The organism is Agrobacterium sp. rho-8.1 (assembly GCF_033957725.1).
Classification (GTDB): domain Bacteria; phylum Pseudomonadota; class Alphaproteobacteria; order Rhizobiales; family Rhizobiaceae; genus Agrobacterium.
This window is the reverse complement of sequence record NZ_CP192789.1, coordinates 1258735-1279544: the sequence shown is the minus strand read 5'-3', so window position 1 is coordinate 1279544 and position 20810 is coordinate 1258735. Positions and strand designations below refer to the sequence as shown.

The window sequence follows — 20810 nt, the reverse complement described above, 5'->3', positions numbered from 1 at the left end:
TGGATGCCAGAGGCAGCCAAGGATATGCGGGAACAACAAGCGGAGCGACTGGGGCGTGACCCCGGCGCGTTCGAGCCTGCAACGGCCTTTCGTGTCGCGCAGCATTTGGCTGGGCACGAGGAGCTGTCGATTGGCGCGCATAATGGCTCGCGTCTGACGCCTGTCGCCATCGGCGGCTTTCGACGAAAAGACGGCAAAGCGGAGTTGCGTTCGGCTTTCGCGCCGATCATGGGGCCACTCGGCTCGCTGCCACCCGTCTATAGCGAGATGCTGCAAAGAGAAGAGCGTAATCGCTCGAAGGCGCTGGGCAGCTTTTTCAGTCTGTTCGCGGCTCGTTTCAGCGAGCTTTTCGTTGCTGCCACCGAAAAATACAGACTTGCTCGTGGACTGCGATGGTCAAACGATTGGGAAAACAACGCCTTCCGAAAGACCCTGCTGTCACTTACCGGTTTTGGTACAGCCGGGCTCAGCGAAAAAGTTGGCGTCAAGGATGACGTATTGCTTCGCTTCAGCGGACTTCTGGCAAACCGCAACCGCAATGCGACTGCACTCACGGCTATGCTTTCCGAATTTACCGGCCTTGATGTCACGGTCGAACAGTTTCGCAGGCGCTGGGTTCCGCTTCCCATTCACGAACAAAGCCAGCTCGGTCAGCCGGGCGGCTTGTCGCTAGGGCGGAACGTCTCGGCCGGAAGCGCTGTACAGGATTTCAGCGGTGGCTTTCGCATCGTGCTCGGCCCTGTCGGCTATGCCGATTATCTCGCGCTGACCCCGGGATCGAAACGCCTCGCCGAAATTTTTGCAGTCACACGCCTTTTCGTCGGCAGTGCCTTTGATTTTGATGTTCAGGTCATTTTGAAAAAAGAGGATGTGCCGTTTTGCCAGTTGGGACAACCGGACGCCCCCGCCCGGCTTGGCTGGAACAGCTGGGCACGTGTTGCGCCCGCCGAAAAGGATAGTACCGACGCCATCGTGACCGAGCGCGAAGCCTCGGCGCTGTCTGCATGAGGACGAAACGATGAAACTTGTGCTGAAAGAGAAAAACGCGGGTGGTGCTGGGAAGCCCACGCAGTGGAGTTTTGAACACGGCAGCCGGGTCATCGGTCGCTCGAGTGACTGCGACTGGCAGGTCGATGACGACGCGAGGCGTGTATCGAAAGTTCATTGCACGCTCAACCGTGACCGCGAAGGCTTCACGATCCTCGACCGCAGTGCGAACGGAACGCAGGTGGATGGTCGCCTGCTTCTGGAGGGACAGACGGCGCGGTTGAACAATGGATCGCAGATCGGCATCGGTGGGCAGGTTTTCGAAGCGGTCATCACGGGTGAAGCCGAAATGGATTTCGGCGATCCTGATACGTCTCTGCGTGTCAGCGACGAGAGTATGACGATCTCGGCAATCCTTGCGGACATCGCCCCAAACGGCCGTTCGGCGCGCGGCGTGATTGCAGGTGGCGCCGCCAACGATGAGTGGCCCGAAGCTGTCGCCAATCCATCGGGCAAGAAAAGCAAATCCATCTCGCGCAATGTGGAGATCGGCTGGAACGCGCCGCCTGCGACATCCGGCATCGGTGTCGTTCTGCCCAATGACTGGGATAAGGAACCGGATGAGAGCAGCAAACACGAGCATACGGATGCGTTAAATATTCCGGTCATGGTCACGCGGCCGAAGACAAAGGCCGCACCGGAAGATTTCGATGCCGTTTTTACGGATGCGAACGATAAATTCGAAATCGAAGAGCCGCAACTCCCTGTTTTTTCTCCAGCGCAGGACGCCATTGACGATCTTTTGGTCCAGTTGGAAAAGGAAACCGCCGAAAGTCTTGCCGTTTTGGATATCGACCACACCGCAATCGATATCGAACTGAGCGACGATACCGCACGCGGACGCATAGAGAGCCTCATCCGCCAGCAGCGCCTCCTCGCATCGACACTTGAGACACTGATCCAGACCTGCACCCGCAAGCTTGAACCCAGGCTAGTCGAGGCCATGGCAGATGCACAAAACGACTGGCGGGCCAAGATCGAACGTAAGGAATGGCGCTCCGTCATCAAACGCACCGACTACTGGTCCGCCTATAAGCAGCAATTTGAACAGGAAGGTCGGCAATTATCCGTCCGGCAGTTTCTCCAGCGCGCAGCACAAGGCGACGTGGCGCAGGAAGAAGCAACGTCCGATCACGAAACAGATACCAAGGGGGTAAGCAGACAAGATGAGGCATGAAAACCGTGTTGCCTGGAGCGAAGGCATGTTCCTTCGCGTTCAACATTTTCAGCAATCAGACCGTTGGACAGAACGGCTCGTGCGCAATACCACACGCAACTTGTCCCCCTACCCCTGGGGCATCGCGGAAATCGGTATTGATCGCAGTGCCTTGGCAATCGGTCAGTTTGCCCTATCAAACCTACGCGGTATCTTGCCCGACGGTACACCTTTCGAGGCTCCCGAGGATTCCGACCTGCCCCCGCCACTCGATCTGGACGAAGGCGTCAAGAATGCCATCGTGTATCTGGCGCTGCCCGCACGCCAGCCAGGCAAGGCAGATATGTCCAGTGGTAATATTGCCAACACCAGCAGTGTTCGGGTCGTCGCAACGACATATGAAGCATCGGACGCAAACGTCGATACCGATTTTGTGGCGCCGATCGACGTGGGGCGCCTCAGCCTGCGCTTCTTGAAGACGGGCGACGATCTCTCCGGCTATGATCTGATTGGTCTTGCAAAGGTTATCGAGGTTCGATCGGACCGGGCGGTTATTCTCGATCCTGATTTTATCCCTCCGTCCTTGAACTGCGCCGCCTCGTCGCGGCTGGGTGAACTTCTGACTGAGTTGCTGGGCATCGTGCGTCATCGTGCGCAGGCCATTTCCGAACGCATCGGCGACCCGACGATCCGCGGAACTGCCGAAGTTGGCGATTATTTTCTGCTGCAAATCCTCAATCGCGCTGATCCTCTGCTTGCCCATTTTTTCGCGAATGCGACGCGTTTTCACCCTATTCGCTTTTATGAGGATTGCATTCAACTGGCCGGTGAGCTGGCGACCTTTACCACGGAGAAGAAGCGAGCGACGGAGTTCCCGCCCTACAGACATGATGACCTGAAGGCCAGTTTTGCAGCGGTGTTCGATGATCTGCGCACCTCACTGTCTGCCGTGCTGGAGCAATCGGCGGTGGCCATCGAGCTTGTGGAGCGCAGACACGGCGTGCGCGTCGGCACCATTCACGACAGGACATTGCTGCGTGACGCAGGCTTCGTACTGGCGGTGCGTGCGGATATGTCGGCAGAGGACATCCGTCGCAAGCTTCCCGCCCAGATCAAGGTTGGTCCGGTGGAGCGCATTTCCGAGCTCGTCAACGTCGCACTTCCGGGCATCCCGGTTCGCTCGCTGCCCGTGTTGCCACGCCAGTTGCCATACAGGTCAGGCACGATCTACTTCGAAATCGATACGAAAACCCCTCTTTGGAAGCAGCTTGAAACCTCAGGCGCCATAGCGCTGCATCTCGCCGGCGAGTTTCCGGGCCTCGAGATGGAAATGTGGGCATTACGCGAATGAGCACCGAAAAGCCCTCCTCCTGGCAAGATTTACCGACGGTGGTAGAAATCACCGACGAAAGCCGCGCCCGCAATCAAAGCGCTCGCAACATGGCGGCCATCCTCGATGACATCATCGAAGGTGAGGACGCCCCTGCGCGCACGTCCAGCGGGGATGGCGGCCTGCCCATTGATGCGCTTCTCACCAACTTCCGCTTTGGTGGCGAAGAGGTACCAACGCTGGTCCAGTCGGCAGCCCCCCTTCTGAACCTCGCACATGTTTTGCGGTTCAGCGACGCTCAGCCGAGCCCAGACCATCTGCGCCGCGCCTGCGTGGAGGCGATTACCCGTTACGAACGGGATCTGGCATCGGCCCGCATAAGCCCGGAACGGGCGAGAGCAGCGCATTATGTTGTCTGCGCGACGGTGGACGATGTCATTTTGAGCAAACCCTGGGGCGTTCGCGCAGGCTGGGCTCGCTCTGGGCTGGTTTCCACGTTCCACAATGACGTGACGGGCGGCGACCGCGTTTTCGATATTCTCGACCATTTCCACCAGTCACCCGGCGCCAACAAGGATTTGCTGCTGCTGATCTATCTGTGCCTGTCGCTGGCCTTCGAGGGACGGACACGCGTTTCTGCCAAAGGGGCACTTGAGCTTTCCCGCATCCGCGACAGCCTCTACAAGACTTTGATCGGCCAATATGGCGTGTTCGAGCGTGAACTGTCTCCCCATTGGAAAGGTGTAGAAGCACGGCACACGCCGCTTCGTACCATGGCAGCTCTCTGGACGCTCCTATCCTTGATCGCACTGGCTTTCGCTTTTGGATACCTGTTCTTTACGCTGACGTTGAACAACGCCTCGGACGCGACCTTTGAGCGCCTGGCATCGCTGCCACCCAACGAGACGCCGAGTGTGCTGATTGCGGCGCCGCCGCCTGAAGCGCCGCCTGTCCAAGCGGAAGAAAAGCCTCCGGTCGTCGAGGTTACCCCACCGGCAAAGCCACCGGAGCCCACACGACTGGATAATCTCCTGGCGTTTCTCCAGCCTGAAGTTCAAAGAAATCTGGTCACACTCGCCAACGTCAATGGACGTCTGCGCGTACGCATCAACAACTCCGGCCTGTTTGAAGTTGGTAGCGCCGATGTCAGCCCGCAGTTTCGGGATCTGATCCAGCGTATCGGCGGTGCACTTGCGGCTGAAAACTTCCGCGCGGTGGTCATTGGTTACACCGACAATGTACCGATCAAGACCGTCCAGTTTCCATCCAACTGGCATCTTTCCGAAGCGCGTGCCAAAGCGGTTGGTGACATCCTCTCCACATTTGCGGGCGAGGATGCAATCCTGACGGAAGGCCGTGCAGACAGCGACCCGATCGCGGATAACAGTACGCCTGACGGCCGCGAGAAAAACCGCCGAACGGAAATCATGGTTCTGACCAACCCTGACGAAAAACTTAGCGAGGCCGGCATACTGTCTCCAACAATCACAACGACAACCGGACAGCCAGCAGGAGAAACCCAGCAATGAATCCGCTGAGTTATTTTTATACGATCCGGTCTTATGTCGATAGCTATGCAGCCCTTGTCGGCCGCCGCTTCGTTTCGCTCATCTGGGCGGTCGCCCTGTGCGTCGTCATCTGGTTCTACGGTTATCTGGTCGCGTTCGGATCGTTCAAACCCTTCGGAACGACGCAGGCGCGCATCATCGCCATCTGCGTCATCCTGCTGGTCTGGGTCATTTATATCGGCATCTCGCTCTACAAGGCGCGAAAACAGGACAAGGAGCTTGTCGCTAGCCTCGAGCAAGAGGCGCTCGCCAACCGACAGGCGGAAATTGGAGAAATCCAGACACGCCTGAAGGAAGCGCTCGCACTGCTGCGGCGCATCACCAAGAAGCGGTTCGGCTACATTTACGACCTGCCTTGGTACGTCATCTTCGGGGCGCCCGGTTCGGGCAAGACAACGGCACTGACCAATTCCGGACTACAATTTCCTTTGGGCGATGCATTGGGTGAAAATGCGGTCAAAGGCGTTGGCGGAACACGGAATTGTAACTGGTGGTTCACCGATGAGGCGATCCTGATCGACACTGCCGGTCGCTACACCACTCAGGATGACTTGGACGGCGCATCCAAGGCTGGTTGGGAGGGCTTTCTCAACCTGTTGCTTCGTTACAGGCGTTCCCAGCCGATCAACGGCGCACTGGTGACCTTGTCCATCCCTGATCTGCTCAGCCGCGACCCTGCGGAACAACGTCAGGAGCTTCGCTCCATTCGTCAACGCATGTCGGAACTGGATGAGTATCTTCGTGCGCGCGTTCCGGTCTATGTCGTTCTGACCAAGGCAGATCTTCTAGATGGTTTCGTTGAGTTTTTCGATGGCTTCAACAAGACGGATCGTCATCAGGTTTGGGGAACAACGTTCAAACTGGACGAGAGCTACACGTCGCAGGAACTGCCGCAACGGTTTCTCGAAGAATTCGAGCTCCTTCAACAGCGCGTCGATGCCATGCTGATTGAGCGTCTGCAACAGGAGCAGAATGCGGAAATCCGTGGCCGCATTTTCCGCTTCCCCGCAGAACTCGCCAAACTGAAAGACAGGCTACATGAAGCGCTGACGGAGCTGTGCGCCAGCTCTCCTCTGGTCGAAGCACCCCTGATGCGCGGCGTTTATCTCGCCTCGGGAACCCAGGAAGAGGCAGGCGCGTCCGCGCCGCGTGCTCGCCGCAGCTACTTCCTCGCACGACTGTTCAAAGAGGTAATCTTTCCTGAAGCGGCCTTGGTCATGCGCGACAAGCGTCTGTCAGGCAGACAGCTGCTGGTCCGGCGCGTCGCTTACGGTCTGTCGGTCGCCGTGGTCGCAATTGTTTTCACAGGTTGGATTTTCACTTATTTTTCCAATACGCAGGCGCTGGCGGAAGCCGACCGCAAACTCAACGCGTATCAACAGCTCGTTCAGGGAATCAACGTCCGCGACGTGTCGGATGCGGATTTCCTCCGCATTCTTCCGGCACTCGACAATTTGCGTGACGTGAATTCCGGTTTCTCGGACGGTCGCGTCTGGAAAGTCGGGTTCGGGCTCGATCAGGAAGAGAAGATCGCCGGGCGTCAACGCGATGCCTATCAGCGTGCGCTGAACGCGCTGCTTCTGCCACGCATGATCGTGCAGCTTCAAAAGCAGCTGGACGATCAAAACGACGTCACCGGAACCTTCAACTCTCTCAAGCTCTACGGCATGTTGGGTGGACTCGGCACGCTTGACCGTGATTTTCTCGATGTACAGTCGCAAGATATGTTTGCGTCGCTCTACCCGGGAGATGGTCGCGCCGCCGCACGCGAAGCCCTGCATCAGCATGCACTCGCACTGGCCGGAGGTCTTTTGGCGCCGATCGAACTCGATACCCGCCTGATTGCAAAGGCGCGACAGACCATTCGCGACCAAGCGGTCGGCGCACGCGCCTACGATATTCTCGCGGGTCTGCCGCAATCCCGTGCATTGCCTGAATGGAGCCCGTCAGGTGCCTTTGGAGCATTGGGCGACCGCGCCATAGAACGGAAAAGCAAAGCGCCCCTGCTGGATGGTATCGAAGGTTTGTTCACGGCCAACGGATATCGTGCCGTCGTCATCCCGCAGGTCGCTTATGCGTCCCGTGTCGCACTATCAGAGGCATGGGTGCGCGGTTCAGATGAGGCTATTCGCGGCACCACTGTCGAAAGTGTGGCGCAATCAGCCTTGCAGATCTACTTTGATCGTTTCGAGAAGCGTTGGAACGAGGTTCTGACCGACGTGCGCATCAAACCATCCCAGAGCTTGGGCGATGCGGTCGAAACGACCCGCATCCTGGCCAATGATCGCAACATCACCATCGAAGCTGCGAAGTCGATCGCCGAGGCCACGGATCTGAGGCCAAATGCGGGCGCGAGCCTGACGACGCTGGCTGCTACAGACGATGGTGATACCACAGCCACCATCCTTTCAGCCACCGTGGATGCGGCCGACCCCTACGCCCGCCTTCGCGAAATGCTCGCCGCCAAAGGTCCTGCCCAGACGGACGCATCAAATCAGGCAAATGGTGGAAAGCAGGCTGGCTCACCATCCGAACAGCTTTTGGCAAACATCAAGGCCCTGCATGAACAATTGGCACGCTCTTCAACCACCTCGGACGAAGTGGCAAAGGTGTTTGACGTCGACAGCCAGTTGACGAAAGCCAACCAGGATCTCCTCCAGGAGGCCAGACAGTTGCCTGCACCATTGGACGTCTGGGTCGCAGGGCTTGCGGCAGATGTCGGCTCTCTTGCCGTCAAATCCGCCAGAACGAAGATAGCCGATCTCTGGGGTGCCGAAGGTTCCTCACTCTGCTCATCCATCGTCACCGGTCGCTATCCTTTCGACAGATCGTCGACCCGCGACGTTGCGATGGCAGATTTCACGCGGTTGTTCGGGCCAACCGGCACCTTTCAGACGTTCTTCAAGCAGCGCATGGAGCCCTTTGTCGACAAGACAGCGAGCCCTTGGGGTTGGAAAGGGACGTTTGGCGCTGAAGGAATGTCCAGCGAGGCCATCGCACAGTTCGAGAATGCGGATAAGATTTTCAGGGCGTTTTTCCCGAATGGAAGCGAGGTCCCTGCCGTATCGATCAACGTGAAGCCCGTCTCCCTGACTGAGGCATCGAGCGCAGTGATGCTCGAAATCGAGGGTGAACGTGTGGTTTATTACCACGGCCCTGTCCAGGCCAAATCGATCACCTGGCCTTCCACAAGCAACTCGGCGAACCTGTCGCGCATCGCCTTCCAACCTGGTGGATGGCAGCAGGCCAAGACGGAGAATGGCGACTGGTCGCCCTTCCGCCTGTTTGACGACGCGAAGATAGACACGCAGTCAGGCGACATGCTGAGAGCCCGTTTTGAGAATGCCGGGCAGACAGCCGAATTCGACATACAGTTTGGCTCGGTGCTCAATCCGTTCAAACTGGATGCACTCGCCAATTTCTCTTGCCCAGTCCAGTTCTAGAAACGGGATCAAAAAATACAATGGAGGACACAATGAAAGTCACTAAACAGACGCATTCCGAAACTGCTTTGCCGGGCTGATGGCCAAGCCGGTTGCAAAACCCGTCAAAGCCGCGGTCGAGACAGATCGGATCGGCTTTTTCGGAAAAATTCCCAGTCATGGTGATTTTATCTCCGAAGGGCTGGACCGCGAGTTGATCAGCGCGATCGATGGCTGGCTACGCTCTGGCATGCATGCCTGCGCCGATGTTTTTGTCGATCGCTGGACCGCGGTATTTTCCACATTCCCACCCATCCGCTTCATCATAGAGCGCGGCGTCTGGGGCCGCCACGCCTATACCGGCGTGCTCATGCCGAGCAGAGACCGTGTGGGCCGTAAATATCCACTTGTCATTCTGGCACAACTTGGAGATTTCAAAGACCACCCAAAGGCGCTCTATCTTGACGAGACGTGGTTCATGGCCGCCGAAGCACTTGCGGAAACCTCCCTGACGTCGGATTTCGACATGTCCCGATTCACGATGTCCGTGAAGCGCCTGCGCATGCCGAAACCGCGTGAGGATGACGATACTCTCCCCGCCCCTACATCCGGTCAGCCCACCAGCCTCTGGTGGCACATCGACCACGAAAGCCGCAGGCCCCGTGGCATCAAGATTGACGGCAGGCCGGCCACGACAGACTTTGTCCGGCTGTTCAGGACATCGGCACCGGAGGAAAACACATCTGCGGCCAAAACAGAAACCGATCTGTCCCCAAAGAGCCAACGACCCACCATCGTCCCGAAAGGTGCAGTGGCACAGGAGCCGAAGCCAAAACACGCACCTTCACCAAACATTGTCTATAGCTATGCGACACATCCAGGAACGCGGCTCAGCGTCAATGCCGACGCCCTTTTCGTCTCCAAATCTCCAACATTATTTGCCATTGCCGACGGCATCGGGGACGGCAACCCCGCCGTGGAAGCAGCGAGACTGACGACGAACGCGCTGACCGATGTTGCAGATAGCGACCATCCAGACAGCGTAGCACAGGACATCAAGGGCAAACTCGGTACGGTCAACAGTCTGCTCCTGTCCCGTCAGATTTCGGCGGAAACAACGAGACCTTTGGCAAGTGTCGTTGTCGCGTCCATTGTCGGCCGAACGCTCACCGTTCTCTGGTCTGGTGACACCCGGGCCTACCTGTTGCGCGACGGGACGATGCATCTCCTCTCACGCGATCATGTCATCGTTGGCATGAAAAAGCAGCTTTCCCAATGCGTTGGTCACGCGCAACAGTTCCGACCCAGCAACGCCAGTGAGGAATTCGGAACAAATGACAGGCTCCTATTGTGCAGTTATCCGCTGATGCAGGCACTCAAGGAACGCGTGGTCGCCGAAATCCTGCACGACACGCCGATCAACGACTGCGCGAATGCCTTGATGCAGGAAGCATTGATCGAGAACGTGCGTGAAAACATCAGTGCCATCGTCATCGGAGACCGGCTTGAACGACGCGGATAACGATCGTGATGTTTCAGAGCGTTTTTCGCAACTTCTGACAGCGATCCGTGCATCACACGCTCCACAAGATATGACCGACCGCGTTCGCGACGCCCTTGATCGCAGAACGGAACGTCTATCTGAACAAAGTGCCGTATTCATCGAGGGAAGTTTTGCGGTCGACGCCGTTTCATATGAAAGCGGGACGACACAGATATTGCGGGTCACACAACGCGATCTGGGCGATTATTTCGCAATCAAAACGATGCCGGTTGGAAAGCGAGATGACCAGTTCCTCGCCCAGAGACTACGGCGGGAAGCTAAAATCGGCCTTGGTCTGCGCCATCCTGCCGTGCAGGAAACCTCCGCGCTCCTGCGGCTGGGAGATGGTCGCCCCGGCTTGTTGCAACCTTGGGCGCCCGTTTCTCTCGCCTCGCTTTTGAAGACCCGGAACCTCCAACCAGAGGAAATACTGGGCCTTCTTCAGATGATATTGCAGGCGCTATCGTTCCTGCACGACGCAGGCTACGTCCACTGCGATGTCACCGCAGGCAATATCGTGATGCCCGAAGAGAACCTGGCGAAAGCGAGGCTTGGAGATTTCGGCATCACGCTGCGAACCGGAGAGCGGCATCGCGATCTTGGAATTGCCATTGCAGGTTCACCGGAGTTTTCAGCCCCAGAACAACTCGCAGGAGCGGCGGCCCACCCGGTTCAGGATATCTATGCCGTCGGACGGCTGGCTTCACGCCTGATGACAGGTCTGCGCGCTGAAGACGCGTTGGTGATTTCTCGATTTGGAGACACCTGCACGCGAGAAGAGGCTAATAAACGCCCTCAGAATGCCGAGGACGCATTGAGCCTTCTTAATCATAACCAATGAGCGGTTTGCCGATGCAAGGCTTTCTGTCAGGCGAAACTCAGTTGGATGAGCCAGGCTGCGGTGCGGCCGCTGTCGCGGCACTCTTCTGGAAGACCGTCAGCAGCTTCGCCGTGTCGACGAGAGGTGCGTTGCTGGCATAGAGGACATCGCCCTTCTGCATCTGGAACATCTGCATGAGAACGATGCTGGACGCGTCTCGCATGTTGACGTGATAAATCACCGGCCTGATGCTCGTTGCGACAGCCGCAGGTCCCTTTGATCCAGCAACAGCGGTCGATGGCGACTGAACGATTTCATTGCGGAAGACGTAGACGTTACGCGCATCCGCACGATCGTCCAGCAGGCCACCGGCTCGGCCAACGGCCTGGGCCAGGGTCAGCTTTCCGGTTTCGAACTGGAATTCTCCAGCGCTCTTGAAAGCACCCAGAGCTGTGATGCTGGACGCCTCGCCATCGATCATGATCTGGTCGTCAGGCGATACGCGAATGTTCTGGCGGTCTTCCCGCGTGATGCGATCCAAGGATGCGCTCGCACGTTGCGTGCCACGCACAACGGTCACAGTCGCCGCACTTGGTGCAACCGCTGGCCCACCGGCCTGGTTGATGACGTCGAGCACACGCTCCTGGCGGGCGGTCAACGCGATCTTGCCGGGCGTCTTTACCGCACCGCTCAACATGACGGCACTCGTCGGCTTATCGACCACGGTGACGACAGCCTGTGGATTGACTGCCGAACCCTTGAGTCCTGACACGACCTGAGACTGAAGCCCTTCGGGTGTGGAATCAACAACGCGTTTTTTGCCCACGAAAGGCAGGTTGACATTGCCACTCTGGTCAACCGTGAAGCGTCCGAGATTGAGTGTCTTGCTCTGGGTGGATGAGAACAGCCCATCTTCGCCGGTATCCAGCACTGTGATGTCGATGACATCGCCGCGACGCAGACGCTGGGCATTGTAGCCTGTGTTGCGAAGCCCAGCCAGACCCGGGCCTGAAGCGCTTTCGACAAGCGACGGAGAAACGGATGCAGCAGGAGCATTGGCAAGCTCTACGACACGAATTCGCTCATTGGTCTGGGGAAGTTTTGCAGACCGAATATTGCCTGCGGTCGGCCCATCCGACGGCTTTGCACAACTGCTCAGCAAAGCCAACAGAAGAACCGAAACAACCTTCTTCATCCCATATCCCCATGAAAGAATCGCTTACACGCAGGAATAGCACCAAGAGGTTAAGTCGCAACAACTTTGAAGCTGAAAATTGAAAAAGGAATAGTATGTGAATCACCCTGTGTGGCCAATTGGCAACCAGTTCCGTAACGTCATGCTTTAGCGCGGAAAATGGACGCTATGAATGATTCACAAAACGTAAATTTTTAGCTCGTGTCGCCACCTTTTTTAGCCGAAGGAGCGCGGGGAGCAAGAGGTCGCCGCCGTCTAATTGACCTCCGCTTTTTCCACCTGCTTGTTGCGAGACGGTACTCTTCCCGGCCGTCCGAAAAGATAGCCCTGCGCCTGCGTGCATCCTTCATCGACGACCATTCGGTACTGGCTGTCTGTCTCGATCCCTTCAGCCGTGACCGGAAGGTCGAGGCTGCGGCCCAGGCCGATGATGGCGCGCACGATCGAGTGGGCATTTTCGTCATGCTTCATGGCTGCAATGAAGCTCCGGTCGATCTTGATCTTGTCAAACGGGAAACTGCGCAGATTGCTGAGCGAGGAATAACCTGTCCCAAAGTCATCCATCACGATCGTGACGCCCAGTGCCTTCAATTGTCGCATGGTCGCCAGCGTCACTGCCCTGTCTTTCAAAAGCGCAGCCTCCGTCATCTCCAGTTCAAGACGTGAAGGCGCCAAGCCGGTTTCCTTCAAGACCGAGCAGATGGTGTAGGAAAGGTTGGCAAGCGAAAACTGCACAGGAGATACATTCACCGCCAGTTTGATATGCGGCTTCCAGCGAACAGCTGTTGAGCAGGCCTCCCGCAATATCCACTCTCCCAGCGCAATGATGATGCCGCTTTCTTCTGCAATAGGGATGAAGACATCCGGAGGGACCATCCCGCGCGTGGGGTGCCGCCACCGCACCAACGCTTCATAGCCGGCAACCTCGCCGTTCTCCACAGAGTGAACCGGTTGATACAGAAGTTCGAGTTCATTGCGGCTGATGGCTTGGCGAAGATCGGACTCCAGCCGCCGCTTTTCCTTGGTTTCCTGATCCATCGCCGGATCGTAAAAAGCGATGATGCCGCGACCATTGATCTTGGCACGGTAGAGAGCGAGATCCGCTGCGTGCATCAACGTTTCGATGTCATTGCCATTTCCCGGAAAGGTGGCGATGCCAATCGTTATGCCGACAGCGGTTGGATCGCTGACGTAGTCCATCTCCTGCCGAAACGTCGCCAGAATATGCTCACCGAGTTCGCGTGCATCTTCGGCTGTCGTGCCGAATGTCGTCAGTATGACGAACTCGTCTCCCCCCAGCCTGGACACCAGATCACCAGGCCGCGCGGTCTGCTGCAATATCCGCGCGACGTCCTTGAGAACACGGTCGCCTTCGGCGTGTCCGAAAAGGTCGTTGACGGCTTTGAACCGATCGAGATCGAGAGACAGAAGCGCGAATTCGTCATCGGTCTGTGCGATGGCGATATGGTTGCTCAACCTCTCCTGGAACAGTTTGCGGTTGGCGAGAGAGGTCAAAACATCGTGCCGAGCCAGATACTCGATCTCCCGCAAAGCACGGCGTTTCTCGGTCAGGTCACGAACTGCCATGACCTCGCAGGGACGGCCTCGATATTCGATCGTTCGAACGGCAAGCTCAAACGTCCGAGACCTGTCACCCCTGTTCGGGACGGCCTCGATCGCTGAAACGCGGGGAAGATGTGCAGCAATACCATCATCGGCATGCATCAGGTCATCGGCGTTTTCACCAATAAGCGAGGCCTCACTGGTATCGAAAAGCGCGGCAAAGCGACTGTTGACCTCAACGATGCGGCCGTCCCGGACAACCGCCAAGCCATCCAGCGTCGCTCCGACCAGGCCTTTCAAATCGACCAGATAACGGTCTACCAATGCGGCAGCACCGGTAAGCGCCAACGCTACGAATGTGACGCCGCTGATGGCCGCCATCAAAAACATGCGATCAAGGCTGTCAGCAAGTGGCCCGACGATGCTGGGATCCGGGACGAGAATGGTCGATGACATCGCGGTGAAGTGCAGGATAAGCACACCGATTATGGATGCAAGAGCGGCGGTAGCGATCTGCTTCCACCCCCGCAGGCGCTTGAAGAAGATAAAGGACCCGATGAAAAAGGCAGCCGCTAAGGCGGTGCCGACCAGAATCGGTACGACGCGATATTCAAGTGTCGCTGCAACCTGCATTCCGGCCATACCAATGAAATGCATGGTAGCGACGGTCGCCGTTATGATCGTGCCGGACAAAACCGCCGCACCCGTCTTGTGCCACAGAAATTGCAGACTGAGCCAGAACCCTGCAACAGCAACCACCGCAGACAAAGCTGTAAACGGAAGATCGAAACCGATTGGCAGACTACCCTGATAGGCGAGCATGGCGATGAAGTGCGTCGCCCATACGCTGAGGCCCGATGCGACCGCTGCAACCAATGCCCAGTAGGGGCGTCGTTTCAAGGGACTTTCATCTGCGCGAAGAAGCAGATGGAAGAAGGACAACATCCCTAGAAGAGCGATGACGGCAGCAAGGGCAACAGTATGTTGATCGTGTTGTGACGCAACGCATTCAAGTACAGCAAACACCGCACCCATCCTCAATAGTGAACAACTAGCTATGTTTATTAGTACAGCTAACTTTAGAAATTACTAATCCAAATTGTCGTCTATGGCTTGAACGCAAAGAAACCCGCACATGGCGGGTTTCAGTAAGACGCACTTTTGACAATTCAGATGGCTCAGATTTCGGGGCAACCGCGAACGTTTGCAAATGTGATCGTGTCCTGGCCGCGACGCGTGAAGCCTTCGACGACAACCCGGCGTGGTGTCACGCGGACAATTTCCGGATCGCGAAGACCGGATGCACGGGCGGCAGCGCGGGCTTCGCGCTCACTGCAACCGCGGTCGCGGTCACGTGGCGGACCACGGCGATCCATATCGCGGTCGCGGATGACAGGACGGATGCCGTCACGACCAATCTGCAATTCCATATCCTGAGCTTTGGCTGGAGCCGTCATCGCAATACCAGACGCTGCCATGACAACGGCAAGACCCGTAATCTGCAATACCTTGAACATATTCCCTCCTGCGTGCCCTGATCGGGGCACATATGAATTTTCAGGGGTAATAACGTGCAGCTGGATTGCTTGTTCCCTGCAAACGCCAAGAAAAATCCCGGCAACGAGGCCGGGATAGGGTTTATGCAGCATCGGCCGTAAAGGCTGACTGGATCAGAGTCCTGGTATAATCGGCAGTCGGGTTGTTGAAGACGTCATCGGTCTCTCCCTCCTCGACGATCCTTCCATCCTTCATGACAATGACGTAGTCCGCGATTGCCTTGATCACCGACAAGTCGTGACTGATGAAGATATAGGACAGGCCATGCGCCGTTTGCAGATCACGCAACAGGTCAATCACCTGTCCTTGCACCGATCGGTCAAGCGCGGAGGTCGGTTCATCGAGAATAACCACATCCGGCTTGAGGATGATGGCGCGCGCGATGGCAATGCGCTGGCGCTGGCCGCCTGAGAACTCATGCGGATAACGGTTGCGGGCCGCTGGATCGAGCCCCACTTCCGTCAAAGCTTCGACGGCTCGCTTGTCACGCTGGGCGCGGCTGAGTTCCGGGGCATGGACATACAGACCTTCGGTGATGATTTCACCCACAGTCTGGCGTGGAGAAAGCGAACCGTACGGGTCCTGAAACACCAGCTGAAGCTGACGCCGCATCGGCCGCATGGCCTTTCTGTCGAGACCGGAAATTTCAGTCTTGCCAAAGAACAACCGCCCCGTGGAGGGCGTCAGGCGCAGCAGTGCGCGGCCCAGCGTCGATTTTCCCGAACCGGACTCACCAACGATACCGATCGTCTGCCCCTGGCGCAGATTGACGGTGACACCCTCGACCGCTCGAAACGCACTGGCCCTGGCAAAAAGACCGCCAGGTATCTCGTAGTCAACCGTCACATTCTGACCGGACAAGACAATCGGCGCATCCGCGCCGACCGGTGGCTTGTGACCACTGGGTTCGGCATCCAGAAGCATCTTGGTATAATCGGCCTGCGGACGCTCGAAAATATCCTCGGTCGATCCCGTCTCGACGATTTCGCCACGCCGCATAACCGCAACCCGGTCGGCGAAGTGACGGACGACACCCAGATCGTGCGTGATGAGCACCACCGCCATGCCGAAACGCTGCTGAAGCGATTTCAGCAAGTCGAGGATTTGCGCCTGAATGGTGACATCAAGAGCAGTGGTCGGTTCGTCTGCGATCAGAAGGTCCGGCTCGTTGGCCAGCGCCATGGCGATCATCACGCGCTGGCGCTGACCACCCGACAACTCGTGCGGGTAGCTATCGATCCGCCTGTTCGGATCAGGAATACCGACGAGCGTCAGCAGTTCCAAAACGCGTGCCCGTGCTTCGGCTTTGCTGGCTCCGCGATGGTGAATGATCGGCTCGGCGATCTGCTTGCCGATCTTGTAGAGCGGGTCGAGCGACGTCATTGGCTCCTGAAAGATCATCGTGATCTTCGCGCCCCTGATATTGTTCAGCTCATCCACAGGCAACGCGACGAGTTCGCGTCCCCGGTATTTCGCAGAGCCCTGAACACGACCATTGGCAGCCAGCAGACCCATGATCCCCATCATCGTCTGGCTTTTGCCGGAGCCGGATTCACCCACGACGGCCAGTGTCTCTCCCGCTTTCACGTCGAGATCGATACCCTTAACGGCGTTCACATCACCATCTGGCGTGGTGAAATCGACCTTGAGACCGCGCACGGTCAGGATGTTGTCAGATGTCGTATTCATGTCAGCGATCCCTAGGATCGAGCGCGTCACGCAGACCGTCGCCCACAAAGTTCAGAGAAAACAGCGTCAGCACGAAGAAGGTCGCCGGGAATATCAGCAGCCATGGAGCCGACTGCATATTGCTCGCACCTTCGGAAATCAGCGCCCCCCAGCTCGTCAATGGTGCCTGTACACCAAGGCCCAGGAAGGAGAGGAAACTTTCCAGAAGAATGACCTTCGGCACGACCACAGTCACGAAAACGACCACCGGTCCGATGGTGTTGGGGATGATGTGGCGGCGGATGATCTGCCAGTCCGTCAGTCCCAATGCTTGCGCCGCTCCAACGAATTCACGCCGTTTCAACGCCAGCGTCTGCCCGCGCACGATACGCGCCATATCCAGCCATTCCACCGCCCCGATGACGAGGAAGATCAGAATGAAACTTCGCCCGAAGAACACGACGAGCACGACAACGAGAAATACGAAAGGCAGCGAATAGAGAATTTCCACGAAGCGCATCATCGCATTGTCGACACGCCCGCCGATATAGCCGGCGGTCGCGCCGTAAACGACTCCAATACCCAGCGAGACGAGGCTTGCCAGAACGCCGACGGCAATCGAGATCTGACCGCCCAGCATGACACGAACCAAGAGATCGCGACCGTTGCTATCGGTGCCGAAGAAGAAATATTCGCGGTTTACATCGCCTTCGATTTTCAGCGTGCGACCATCGTCTTCGGTGGCCACGACCTTGGTGTTATCAAATTCGTTGGCGCGGTCGAAATAACGCGTCGTGCGCGGATCGATCTGGCTGGACGACGTCACGGTCGCCGTAAATTTCTGGCCTTCGACCGCGAACTCCTTGAGGTCAACGCGTGCACGACCGGCAACCCCGTCCATCACACCCTGAAGACTATCGGCATCGGGCCGGGCTTCGAGGCTGGGCGGTACCGAGACGTAGGACGAAAACACCTGATCATAGGTGTGGGTGAGGAAATGCGGCCCCAGAAACGAAAACAGCGTGATCAGCACCAGCATGACCGAACCGGCCATAGCGGCTGTGTTTCGTCGGAAACGCATGGTTGCGAGTTGGAAGAGGCTTCGGCTTTTCACCGAAGGAGAAACGGCTGATGTGCCGGGGATATCAGTCATGTCTGACCCTCGGATCAAGAAGGCCGTACAGAATATCGACCACCAGATTGAAAACGATGACGAAGAGCGCGATGAGAACGACCGTTCCCATGACGAGCGTATAGTCACGATTGATAGCGCCCAGCACGAAATACCGCCCGACACCAGGAATGGTGAAGATGGTTTCGATGACGGCAGACCCTGTGAGAAGTGCCGCAGCGCAAGGTGCAAGATAGGAAACCACCGGCAGCATTGCCGCGCGCATGGCATGGACGATCACGACGGTTCGAGCAGGCAAACCATACGCCTTGGCGGTGCGAATATGATCCATCCGCAAGGCCTCGATCATCGATCCACGCGTCAGCCGCGCGATAACGGCAAGCTGCGGCAGCGCCAGCGCAATCATCGGCAACAGGAGATAGCGCAGCGAACCATCGCCCCAGCTTCCGGCGGGCAAAAGACCAAGCAGAACGGCAAAGACCAGCGTTAGCACGGGTGCGACGACGAAGTTGGGTACGGTCACGCCGACGGTCGAAAACGACATGAGCGAAAAATCGAAAAAGCTGTTCTGCCGAAGCGCAGCGAAGGTGCCAGCCAGCACGCCACCGATCAACGCCAATAGCAGTGCATAGAAACCGAGTTCCAACGAATAGGGCAGACCCTTGCCGATCAGTTGGGCAACGGTGTTGTCCTTGTAGATATAGCTGGGGCCGAAATCGCCGGTCACGGCGTTTTTCATGTAGATAAGGTACTGACGCCACAATGGTTCATCCAGATGATAGGTTCTCATCAGGTTTTCCATGGTTTGCGGGGGCAGTGGACGTTCAAGGTTGAACGGGCCGCCGGGCGCAAACCGCATCAGAAAAAAAGAAATCGTGACGACGATAAACAGCGTCGGCACGGCGCTCGCCAAACGGCGCAGAACGAAAGAGATCATAATATTTCAGGCTCCGGCATGGCACGGCGGCGAAGGTCAGCGGAATTTCACCCGCTGTGACTTTAACCCGTTCTCGCAAGCATGTCGCGCAGTGATGCGCGACATGTTTCAGAACCACCGTGGCAGCACTGCTTATTCGGAAACGCTCAGGAAGCGGCTGAGGTGCTCATTGTTGGCATTGTCCACCCAGCCCTTGACGCGGTTGGAAACCAGCCAGAGATCCGCCTGCGTCAGGAACGGCGCAACCGGCTGTTCCTTCATGAGGATGGTCTCCGCCTCGTGCAGGATCTTGTTGCGAGCGGCAGGATCTTTCTCGTCATAGGACTTCTTCATCAGGGCATCGAATTCAGGATTGTTGAACTTCGAATAGTTGAAGGTCTTGTTGGACGAGACAGACAGCGCGAGGAAGTTTTCAGCGTCCGCGTAGTCGGCAACCCAGCCGGCACGTGCCACGTTGAACTTGCCGCCTTCCTGCAGGTAGCCGTAGTGCGATGCGACGTCGAGGTTGACCAACGAGACGTTGGCACCGAATGTGGTCTTCCACATATCGGCAACGGCTGTCGCCACACGCTCGTGGTTCGGGTTGGTGTTGTAACGGATTTCGACGGACAGCGGCTTGCCGCCCTCACCGTAACCGGCTTCCTTCATGAGTTTCACGGCTTCGTCTTCACGGTCGAGCTGCGACATGGAGGCGAAATCAGCCTTTGCAGGATCGCCGTAGCTGCCCATGCCGGGCGGAACCATGGAATAGGACGGAAGCTGCGATCCGCTGTAGATTTCCTTGGCGAGGAAGTCGCGGTCAACGGCCATGGAAAGTGCGCGACGAACGCGTACATCGTTGTACGGTGCTTCGCGTGTATCGAAGGTGTAATAGTATGTTGCAAGTGTCGGAGACACGTGGACCTGATCGCCATAAGACTTGCGCAGACGATCTAGCTGATCTGCCGAGAAGTTATAGGCAAGGTCCATTTCCTTGGCTTCGAAGCGACGAACGGAAGCGGCCTGATCGTCGATCGGGTAGAAGATGACCTTGTCGATCTTGGTGTTGGCAGCATCCCAGTGGTTCGGGTTCTTGACGACTGTCAAGCTGTCATTGGGCACATGGGCCTGAAGCGTGTAGGCACCGTTCGACACCATAATGCCAGGCTTGACGAAATCGGCGCCGTTCTTTTCGACGCTAGCCTTGGAAACCGGCAGCGCGGTCTGGTGTGCAAGCAGTTCGAGGAAGAAAGGTGTCGCGCGCTCAAGCGTGATTTCGAGCGTTTTCGCGTCCACGGCCTTCACACCGAGCTCTTCAAGCTTGGCTTCGCCCTTGTTGATCTTTTCGGCATTCTTGATGGGATAAAGAATGTTTGCGTATTTCGCCGCCGTCTTCGGGTCTTCGACGCGCTGATAGGAGAACACGAAGTCCCCAGCTGTGACAGGCGTACCGTCGGACCATTTGGCATTTTCGCGCAGTTTGAATGTGTAAACCGTGCCGTCCTCAGACAAGGTCCAGCTCTCGGCGGTACCGGGAATGATCTTACCATCGGCACTATAGGTGGTCAGACCCTCATAAAGATCCTTAACGATGAAAGCTTCGATATCGATCGACGTCTGCGCCTGATCGAGAGTTTGTGGCTCCCCGGAATTTCCACGATGCAGAACGGTTTCTGCAAGAGCTGAACTGGCGCCAATCAGAAGCGAGCCGAGCAGGATTGCGGCGCGCGTTGTTGTTTTTATAGTCTGCATTTTTTTAATTTCCCCATAAAGTGTGAGAGCGCGCAAACAAGGACAAAATCCGCCGAGGCGCAACCCCAATATTTATCAGGCGGACAAATTAGAACTCTCCCGAGCTGGGTAGTTGTGGAAAACCTTTCTCCAAACCGGTCT

Annotated in this window: 14 protein-coding genes; 7 read left to right on the top strand and 7 right to left on the bottom strand. The window is 57.2% G+C overall.

All coding sequences use genetic code 11. The features are described 5' to 3' along the window. Window positions 1–3: 3 nt before the first annotated feature. The 7 genes from tssG (at window position 4) to RMR21_RS20685 (ending at window position 10907) form a co-directional block, all read left to right on the top strand. Complete coding sequence (gene tssG, locus RMR21_RS20715) at window positions 4–1008, top strand: type VI secretion system baseplate subunit TssG (RefSeq protein ID WP_498671292.1); 1005 nt, start codon at window positions 4–6, stop codon at window positions 1006–1008. A 10-nt stretch (window positions 1009–1018) separates the two neighbouring features. Next, window positions 1019–2224, top strand: a complete 1206-nt coding sequence (locus RMR21_RS20710; RefSeq protein ID WP_498671291.1) for an FHA domain-containing protein — start codon at window positions 1019–1021, stop codon at window positions 2222–2224. Continuing rightward, window positions 2214–3554, top strand: coding sequence for a type VI secretion system baseplate subunit TssK (gene tssK, locus RMR21_RS20705; RefSeq protein WP_498671290.1), 1341 nt, complete (start codon window positions 2214–2216; stop codon window positions 3552–3554). Before RMR21_RS20710 ends, tssK begins: the two co-directional genes overlap by 11 nt. Continuing rightward, on the top strand, window positions 3551–5062 hold the full coding sequence (gene tssL / locus RMR21_RS20700; RefSeq protein WP_498671289.1) for a type VI secretion system protein TssL, long form: 1512 nt from the start codon (window positions 3551–3553) through the stop codon (window positions 5060–5062). The genes tssK and tssL overlap by 4 nt, the downstream gene beginning before the upstream one ends. Then, window positions 5059–8544 (top strand): type VI secretion system membrane subunit TssM, encoded by a 3486-nt coding sequence (gene tssM / locus RMR21_RS20695; protein WP_498671288.1) that lies wholly within the window; start codon window positions 5059–5061, stop codon window positions 8542–8544. Before tssL ends, tssM begins: the two co-directional genes overlap by 4 nt. Before the next feature lie 79 nt (window positions 8545–8623). Continuing rightward, on the top strand, window positions 8624–10045 hold the full coding sequence (gene tagF, locus RMR21_RS20690) for a type VI secretion system-associated protein TagF (RefSeq protein WP_498671287.1): 1422 nt from the start codon (window positions 8624–8626) through the stop codon (window positions 10043–10045). Then, on the top strand, window positions 10029–10907 hold the full coding sequence (locus tag RMR21_RS20685) for a protein kinase domain-containing protein (protein WP_498671286.1): 879 nt from the start codon (window positions 10029–10031) through the stop codon (window positions 10905–10907). Before tagF ends, RMR21_RS20685 begins: the two co-directional genes overlap by 17 nt. A gap of 37 nt (window positions 10908–10944) precedes the next feature. On the opposite strand, the gene RMR21_RS20680 is transcribed toward RMR21_RS20685, so the two are convergent. The 7 genes from RMR21_RS20680 to RMR21_RS20650 all read right to left on the bottom strand — a co-directional run bounded on the left by RMR21_RS20680 (window position 10945) and on the right by RMR21_RS20650 (window position 20669). After that, entirely contained in the window at window positions 10945–12081 is a 1137-nt protein-coding gene (locus RMR21_RS20680) for a polysaccharide biosynthesis/export family protein (protein ID WP_498671285.1), read from the bottom strand. Between the two features lie 255 nt (window positions 12082–12336). Continuing rightward, window positions 12337–14670 carry a bifunctional diguanylate cyclase/phosphodiesterase gene (locus RMR21_RS20675; RefSeq protein WP_498671284.1) on the bottom strand — a complete coding sequence of 778 codons (2334 nt, stop codon included), beginning with the start codon at window positions 14668–14670 and terminating at the stop codon, window positions 12337–12339. 152 nt (window positions 14671–14822) lie between these two features. Further along, window positions 14823–15161 carry a hypothetical protein gene (locus RMR21_RS20670; RefSeq protein WP_498671283.1) on the bottom strand — a complete coding sequence of 113 codons (339 nt, stop codon included), beginning with the start codon at window positions 15159–15161 and terminating at the stop codon, window positions 14823–14825. Window positions 15162–15282: 121 nt separating this feature from the next. Beyond that, window positions 15283–16890, bottom strand: a complete 1608-nt coding sequence (locus RMR21_RS20665) for an ABC transporter ATP-binding protein (protein ID WP_498671282.1) — start codon at window positions 16888–16890, stop codon at window positions 15283–15285. Between the two features lies 1 nt (window position 16891). Continuing rightward, complete coding sequence (locus tag RMR21_RS20660; protein WP_498671281.1) at window positions 16892–18022, bottom strand: ABC transporter permease; 1131 nt, start codon at window positions 18020–18022, stop codon at window positions 16892–16894. Continuing rightward, a complete protein-coding gene (gene oppB, locus RMR21_RS20655; protein ID WP_174155069.1) occupies window positions 18015–18938 on the bottom strand; it encodes an oligopeptide ABC transporter permease OppB in 924 nt (307 codons plus the stop codon). Before oppB ends, RMR21_RS20660 begins: the two co-directional genes overlap by 8 nt. Before the next feature lie 132 nt (window positions 18939–19070). Continuing rightward, window positions 19071–20669, bottom strand: coding sequence for a peptide ABC transporter substrate-binding protein (locus RMR21_RS20650; RefSeq protein WP_498671280.1), 1599 nt, complete (start codon window positions 20667–20669; stop codon window positions 19071–19073). Window positions 20670–20810 lie beyond the last annotated feature (141 nt).

Bases quoted from the DNA above. Each gene is read 5' to 3' on its own strand.
- tssK (WP_498671290.1), top strand. From the start codon at position 2,214: ATGAGGCATGAAAACCGTGTTGCCTGGAGCGAAGGCATGTTCCTTCGC.
- RMR21_RS20660 (WP_498671281.1), bottom strand. From the start codon at position 18,022: ATGACTGATATCCCCGGCACATCAGCCGTTTCTCCTTCGGTGAAAAGC.
- RMR21_RS20680 (WP_498671285.1), bottom strand. From the start codon at position 12,081: ATGAAGAAGGTTGTTTCGGTTCTTCTGTTGGCTTTGCTGAGCAGTTGT.
- RMR21_RS20665 (WP_498671282.1), bottom strand. From the start codon at position 16,890: ATGAATACGACATCTGACAACATCCTGACCGTGCGCGGTCTCAAGGTC.
- tagF (WP_498671287.1), top strand. From the start codon at position 8,624: ATGGCCAAGCCGGTTGCAAAACCCGTCAAAGCCGCGGTCGAGACAGAT.
- RMR21_RS20670 (WP_498671283.1), bottom strand. From the start codon at position 15,161: ATGTTCAAGGTATTGCAGATTACGGGTCTTGCCGTTGTCATGGCAGCG.
- oppB (WP_174155069.1), bottom strand. From the start codon at position 18,938: ATGATCTCTTTCGTTCTGCGCCGTTTGGCGAGCGCCGTGCCGACGCTG.
- tssL (WP_498671289.1), top strand. From the start codon at position 3,551: ATGAGCACCGAAAAGCCCTCCTCCTGGCAAGATTTACCGACGGTGGTA.
- tssG (WP_498671292.1), top strand. From the start codon at position 4: ATGCCAGAGGCAGCCAAGGATATGCGGGAACAACAAGCGGAGCGACTG.
- RMR21_RS20650 (WP_498671280.1), bottom strand. From the start codon at position 20,669: ATGCAGACTATAAAAACAACAACGCGCGCCGCAATCCTGCTCGGCTCG.
- tssM (WP_498671288.1), top strand. From the start codon at position 5,059: ATGAATCCGCTGAGTTATTTTTATACGATCCGGTCTTATGTCGATAGC.
- RMR21_RS20710 (WP_498671291.1), top strand. From the start codon at position 1,019: ATGAAACTTGTGCTGAAAGAGAAAAACGCGGGTGGTGCTGGGAAGCCC.